Raw genomic sequence first — 5,799 nt, forward strand, 5'->3', positions numbered from 1 at the left:
GCGATGGCCGCCAGCCGCTCGAACTCGATCTGCCGGAGCGCAAGATCGTACTCAAGCCGGACGGCACCGTCGACCGCGTCATCGTGCCGGAGCGGCTCGATGCCCACAAGCTCATCGAAGAATTCATGATCCAGGCCAATGTCGCCGCGGCCGAGACGCTGGAGGCGAAGAAGCAGGAGCTGGTCTATCGCGTCCACGACGCGCCGTCGCTCGCCAAGCAGGAATCGCTGCGCGAGTTCCTGCAGACATTGGGCCTGTCACTGGCGCGCGGCGCGCAGATGCAGCCAAGCCAGTTCAACGGCATTTTGGAGCGCGTGCGCGGCGCCGACAATGAAGGCCTTGTCAACGAAGTGGTGCTGCGCTCGCAGAGCCAGGCCGAATACTCGCCAAAGAACATCGGCCATTTCGGTCTCAACCTCCGCCGCTACGCCCATTTCACCTCGCCGATCCGCCGCTATGCCGATTTGATCGTGCATCGCGGACTTATTGCCGCACTCGGACTGGGTCCGGGTGGGCTGACGCAGGACGAAGCGGCACGGCTCGAAGATGTCGCGGTGCAGATCTCCGGCACGGAACGCCGCGCAATGGCGGCCGAGCGGGACACGGTCGACCGTCTGATCGCCGCCTATCTCGCCGAACGCGTCGATGACCGGTTCGATGCCCGCATCTCCGGCGTCACCAAATCAGGACTATTTGTCCAATTGCCGCAGTACGGCGCGGATGGTTTCATCCCGGTGTCAACTCTGGGCGGCGATTACTATATATACGATGAAACGGCTCGCTCCCTGTTCGGAGAACGCTCTGGCAAAGGCTACCAACTCGCGGACCGCGTCGAGGTCCGGCTTATCGAGGTGGCGCCGATGGCCGGCGCGATGCGCTTCGAGATGTTGACCGACCCAAAGCCTCTGCCGGGCTCCAAGCGGTCGTTTCACAAGGCCAAGGGCCGCGCCCGCGCGTCGCAATCGCGACCGGGTTCGCGCGGCAGGAGACGATGATGACAACAGCCATGGAAGAACAGGTTTTCGGCGGAGAACATCACTCGGGCCGGGCCGCACGCCCGCTGTGGACGGCGATGAAGCGCGGCCTGCTCGGCCGCTGCCCGCATTGCGGCGAAGGCAAGCTGTTTCGCGCTTTTACCAAGACCGTCGACACATGCGGCGTCTGCGGCGAGGAATTGCATCACCACCGGGCCGACGACCTGCCGGCCTACCTCGTCATCGTCATCGTCGGCCACATCGTGCTGGGCGCCTTCATGGGCGTGGAGGCGACGTCGACTTTGTCCATATGGCAGCACATCGCCATCTGGGTGCCGCTGACCATCCTTTTGTCGGTTGCGCTGCTGCAGCCGGTCAAGGGTGCCGTCATCGGACTGCAATGGGCCTTCTATATGCACGGCTTCGGCGGCGAGCACGACGTGATCGAGCCGCATCCCGGAGCCTAGGCCGCAGCCAAGAATGCTGCCTGGCGCAACATACCGACCGTGAAAGGCCACTTTCGCTTGCCAGAAGTTTCCGCTAGGTCCTGCGCATGGACGGTATGACCAAGGCGGAAGTCGACAGGATCGAGCGGAGCATGATCGCTCATAGCGGCCGGCCAATTCGCCCGCGCGACGCGGCAACCCTCATCCTGCTCGACCGCAAGGACGACGACGTACTGGTTCTGATGGGTCGCCGCCATGCCGGCCACGCCTTCATGCCGGGCAAGTTCGTCTTTCCCGGCGGCCGCACCGATCCGGCCGATAGCCGCATACCGGTCGTCGCCGCCCTGCACCCGAAGCAGGAAGCCAAGCTGATCGCCGGGCCGGGGCGCACAAGCGCCGCACGAGCCCGCGCCATCGCCCTGTCGGCCATCCGAGAGACCTATGAGGAAGCCGGGCTGCTGATCGGCCGCAAGGGTGCTTTCGCAACCCCCAGATCCGACTGGCAAGGCTTTGCCGAACACGGCGTGCAACCCTCTCTCGACATGCTGCGCTTCGTCGCGCGCGCCATCACGCCGCCCAACCGGGTGCGCCGCTTCGACACCCGTTTCTTCAGCGCCTGGCGTGACGACGTCGCGGTCGAGCTGCCCGGTGGCGGTCCGACCAACGAACTGGAAGAGCTGGTCTGGCTGCCGCTTGCCAAGGCCAGGGAAGCCGACATACCCGACATCACCCGAATGATCCTGGACGAGTTGGAAAAGCGCCTCGCCCATGATCCGCTGTTGCGTCCAGGCGGTCCCGTGCCCTTCTACCGGCTGGTCCGCAGGCGCTTCATCCGCGAACTTCTCTAGAGCAATTCCAGGAAAGTGTGACGCGGTTTTCCGTCCGAATTGCGTAAGATCAAACAGACAGAGTATTCAGCATCCATGACGGTCGATACCCAACCAAAGGGCGACGAGCGCGTACACTGGCTGCCGATGGTGGCGGCGATCTCGTCGATCAGCGTCGTCGGCATCGCCATCGGCCTCGGCATGCCGCTGCTCAGCGTCATCCTTGAAACACGCGGCCACTCGGCTTCGATGATCGGCCTCAACACCGCCGTCGCCGGCCTCGCCTCGATCGCCGGTGCGCCGCTGGCGACCCCGCTCGCCATGCGCTTCGGCGTTGCCTGGACCATGATCGCCATGATCGCCGCCGGCGCGCTGGCCTTTGTCGGCTTCCATTTCGCACCCGATTTCTGGATGTGGTTTCCACTGCGCATCGTGCTGCACATTGCGCTGACGGTGCTGTTCATCCTGTCTGAATTCTGGATCAGCACCTCGGCGCCGCCGCACCGGCGCGGCCTTGTCCTTGGCATCTACGCCACTGTCCTGTCGCTCGGCTTTGCCGCCGGACCGTGGCTGTTCGCTCATCTCGGCAGTTCCGGCTTCAGGCCGTTCGGCGTCATCATCGCGTTGGTGACGCTGGCGGCCATACCCGTGCTGGCAGCACGCAACGAGAGCCCGTCGATCGCCTCGGATGGCGAAACCAGCAATTTCCTGCGCTACATCTGGCTGGTGCCGTCGGCGACCGCTGCCGTGCTGGTGTTCGGCGCGGTGGAAACCGGCGGCTTTGCGCTGTTCCCGATCTACGGCAGCCGAATCGGCTATTCCGAGGCCGATGCGGCCCTTCTGCTGACCATGATCGGCCTCGGCAATGTGTTGTTGCAGATCCCGATCGGCATGATCAGCGACCGCGTCAGCGATCGCCGCTACCTGCTGATTGCCTGCGCGACGGTCGGTCTTATCGGCACCGTGTTCATGCCCTTCTTCGCCCAGAATTGGCATTTGATGGCCGCGCTTCTGTTCGTCTGGGGCGGCGTCGTCGCTGCCATGTACACGATCGGCCTTGCCCATCTCGGCTCGCAGCTTTCCGGCCATGAACTGGCGTCGGCCAATGCCGCCTTCGTGCTGTGCTACGGCGTCGGCATGGTGCTCGGGCCGCAGGCGATCGGCATCGGCATGGATGCGTTCGGCCCGTCCGGCTTCGGCTGGTCGCTCGGCCTGTTCTTCGCCGCCTATATCGCTTTGGTCGCCGTCAGGTTGGTTCGCAAGATCCTGCTGTAGCGCGACTGCGGCCTGCCATGCATTTGGCACGGCACGGTGACAGGCTGCTGACAGAACCGTGTCAGGAGCACAGGGCTAAAAAGGTGTCCCAAAACACTTGAGGACACTTCCATGATCGACAGCGGCTTTGAAACCACATCGCTACGAATGACACTGCTTCTGCTCGTGACCTTCCAGGCTCCGGCCGCCGACGTCGACCGCATCATGGATGCCGTGGTGGCGATCGCGCCGCTGGCCATGGGCAAATATGACCGCAATGCCTATCAGTCGGCGCACGGCATCGAACGCTACAGGCCGCTTGACGGTGCGGCCGCCGGCGCCGAAACCGAATTGCGGCGGCGCCCCGGCACGGTCGAGGTTTCCTTCGAACTGCCGGACGACCAGGCGCTGGCCGCCCGCGTCGTCGAGGCGATTTTCCAGGCGCACTCCTACCAGGAACCGGTGATCCGCATTCAGCCGATTCTCGCCAGCCGTTCCAAGGGGCTGGACGACCGCGCCAATCCGAATCGCTGGTGGAACACGACCGGAGACTGGAAGAAGGTTGCGGCATCGGCGACGGAAACCGCATGATTTCCGCTCCCGAGCCGGCTCTGGTGGGTCGCACAAGGCCTACCGGGCTTGACTTTCCGGGCGCGTTCTTTATGTGTCGCGCCAAGTTTCCCGCGTCCGGGTGTTTCCCCGTGCTCCAGCGGCCAAAACCCCACGAACAAACGGACTGATATCATGGCCAAAGCCGCAAACATCAAGATCAAGCTTCTGTCGACCGCCGACACCGGTTTCTTCTACGTGACCAGCAAGAACAGCCGCACCAAGACCGACAAGCTGTCGTTCCGCAAGTACGACCCGGTCGCCAAGAAGCACGTCGAGTTCAAGGAAACCAAGATCAAGTAATCCGGGTTTCCCGCCGCAATGCCGAAACGCCGCCCAATGGGCGGCGTTTTTCGTTTGTAACAGTTGATTTCGTTGCATCCGAGCAGAGACTCCAGCCAAAGGATTGACCCTTAGCCATGGTTGCGGCACCCTTGGCCGTGGGTTGGGTGTCACGAATAAGGCGCCTATGGATGTCGAAGAAGTTGAAAGCTGCAATCATTGCAGCCCTTGTCGCTCTGGCTGCTGGCTTTGCCGTCAGCAACGGGCTGATAAGCCAGCAGACGGCCGATGAGATCAAGGCCAGGACTGACCAGGTTCTGACTGAGGAAGAGGCCGCACCGCCTGCACCTCAGCCTGACAGCCCCGCCACGCCTTCCACGGAACCCGCACCGCAGGCTCCGACACCTCCCGCCGCGGCACCCCCGCAAGGATCACAACAGGGTCAATGAAGAAGCCTCGCCAGGATGGGCTCCTCTCGTGCGATCGCACCATCTGAGTGTATCGTTTTAATACAATCGCCAATTGGTAGACTTGCACCACGGATAAGTAGTTAGTTTCAGCGTCAGGCAAAAAGGGGGGAAATGCCTCGCACTGGGAGAAAACGATGTCCGTACAAAAAGGCGACTTTCGAACCAACAGAGCCGACTACGTGATTGCCGCGATGCATGGCGGAGTGACCGCCGAAGACAGCGTTCGAGACGAGAACCTGGCAAGGAGAAAGAAGTCCCTGTGGCTGAAGGAGCGGCGATCGGCCAAATCGGCTGAAAACCCGTTGGACAGCTCGCCGCTGTCCAAAAGAAGCCCTCGCGGTTAGCGGTCTACAATCGCCTTCCGCGATCACACCATATCCGCACACAACCCACTCGCCCATATTGCAGGGGCCACCGTCGGTGTTGACTAACTCCGACGGTGGCCTAGTTCGCGGCGAAATGACCTCCGTTCTTTTGAGAAGACGGCGGGACTAAGGTCTTGCGCCCTAGACGCAAAGGTCCGAGCGATCCTGTTAGGTTCCGGAAATGTCTCTTGGACGTTCCGCTATTTTATCCAATTGAAATGTAGCGTTACCGTGTATGTCCCGCCCGATAGCGGCGCCTGATCCGGCTGCCCGCATCCGACCCGGCTGCGTCCCCTCAGCCGATGCGCTCGCCGCTTTTCGCATCGAACAGATGCAGCTGGTCCGGTTCGGCCGCCAACCGCACCACGTCGCCGGACTTGACGCCGGCACGGCCCATGGCAAAGACGCACAGCTGCTGGCTGGCTAGCTTGACGTAGAACTGCGTCGAAAGGCCGAGCGGCTCGACCACACCCACCTCGCCCTTCAACGCACCGTCGTCCGCCAGCTTGATATGCTCGGGCCGCAAACCGACGGTGATGGCGTCACCGTGGGTCAGTGGCAAGTCTTCCGGC

General features: G+C 62.7%; 8 protein-coding genes. 7 read left to right on the forward strand and 1 reads right to left on the reverse strand.

The window, feature by feature from the left end:
• The 7 genes from EN879_RS21855 to EN879_RS21885 form a co-directional block, all read left to right on the forward strand.
• Positions 1–995 (forward strand): RNB domain-containing ribonuclease (locus tag EN879_RS21855; protein ID WP_127274242.1); only part of this gene is annotated, 995 nt, incomplete at its 5' end.
• Between the two features lie 11 nt (positions 996–1,006).
• Positions 1,007–1,441: a DUF983 domain-containing protein gene (locus EN879_RS21860; RefSeq protein ID WP_024503574.1), complete on the forward strand. Its 435-nt coding sequence runs from the start codon at positions 1,007–1,009 to the stop codon at positions 1,439–1,441.
• 86 nt (positions 1,442–1,527) lie between these two features.
• Positions 1,528–2,268 (forward strand): NUDIX domain-containing protein, encoded by a 741-nt coding sequence (locus tag EN879_RS21865; RefSeq protein WP_063167899.1) that lies wholly within the window; start codon positions 1,528–1,530, stop codon positions 2,266–2,268.
• Positions 2,269–2,343: 75 nt separating this feature from the next.
• Entirely contained in the window at positions 2,344–3,522 is a 1,179-nt protein-coding gene (locus tag EN879_RS21870; RefSeq protein ID WP_024503576.1) for an MFS transporter, read from the forward strand.
• 111 nt (positions 3,523–3,633) lie between these two features.
• On the forward strand, positions 3,634–4,092 hold the full coding sequence (locus EN879_RS21875; RefSeq protein WP_024503577.1) for a hypothetical protein: 459 nt from the start codon (positions 3,634–3,636) through the stop codon (positions 4,090–4,092).
• A 153-nt stretch (positions 4,093–4,245) separates the two neighbouring features.
• Positions 4,246–4,413, forward strand: coding sequence for a 50S ribosomal protein L33 (gene rpmG / locus EN879_RS21880; protein ID WP_006201775.1), 168 nt, complete (start codon positions 4,246–4,248; stop codon positions 4,411–4,413).
• A gap of 170 nt (positions 4,414–4,583) precedes the next feature.
• Positions 4,584–4,841 (forward strand): hypothetical protein, encoded by a 258-nt coding sequence (locus EN879_RS21885; protein ID WP_024503578.1) that lies wholly within the window; start codon positions 4,584–4,586, stop codon positions 4,839–4,841.
• Positions 4,842–5,522: 681 nt separating this feature from the next.
• On the opposite strand, the gene EN879_RS21895 is transcribed toward EN879_RS21885, so the two are convergent.
• Positions 5,523–5,799: TOBE domain-containing protein (locus EN879_RS21895; protein WP_127274243.1), on the reverse strand; the 277-nt coding region annotated here is incomplete at its 5' end.

Origin of the sequence: Mesorhizobium sp. M7A.F.Ca.AU.002.02.1.1 (assembly GCF_003998535.1) — a bacterium.
GTDB lineage: Bacteria > Pseudomonadota > Alphaproteobacteria > Rhizobiales > Rhizobiaceae > Mesorhizobium > Mesorhizobium ciceri.

What these genes read in the sequence shown, in the direction of transcription:
- rpmG (WP_006201775.1), top strand. Translation starts at nt 4,246, where the DNA reads ATGGCCAAAGCCGCAAACATCAAGATCAAGCTTCTGTCGACCGCCGAC.
- EN879_RS21875 (WP_024503577.1), top strand. Translation starts at nt 3,634, where the DNA reads ATGATCGACAGCGGCTTTGAAACCACATCGCTACGAATGACACTGCTT.
- EN879_RS21860 (WP_024503574.1), top strand. Translation starts at nt 1,007, where the DNA reads ATGGAAGAACAGGTTTTCGGCGGAGAACATCACTCGGGCCGGGCCGCA.
- EN879_RS21885 (WP_024503578.1), top strand. Translation starts at nt 4,584, where the DNA reads ATGTCGAAGAAGTTGAAAGCTGCAATCATTGCAGCCCTTGTCGCTCTG.
- EN879_RS21865 (WP_063167899.1), top strand. Translation starts at nt 1,528, where the DNA reads ATGGACGGTATGACCAAGGCGGAAGTCGACAGGATCGAGCGGAGCATG.
- EN879_RS21870 (WP_024503576.1), top strand. Translation starts at nt 2,344, where the DNA reads ATGACGGTCGATACCCAACCAAAGGGCGACGAGCGCGTACACTGGCTG.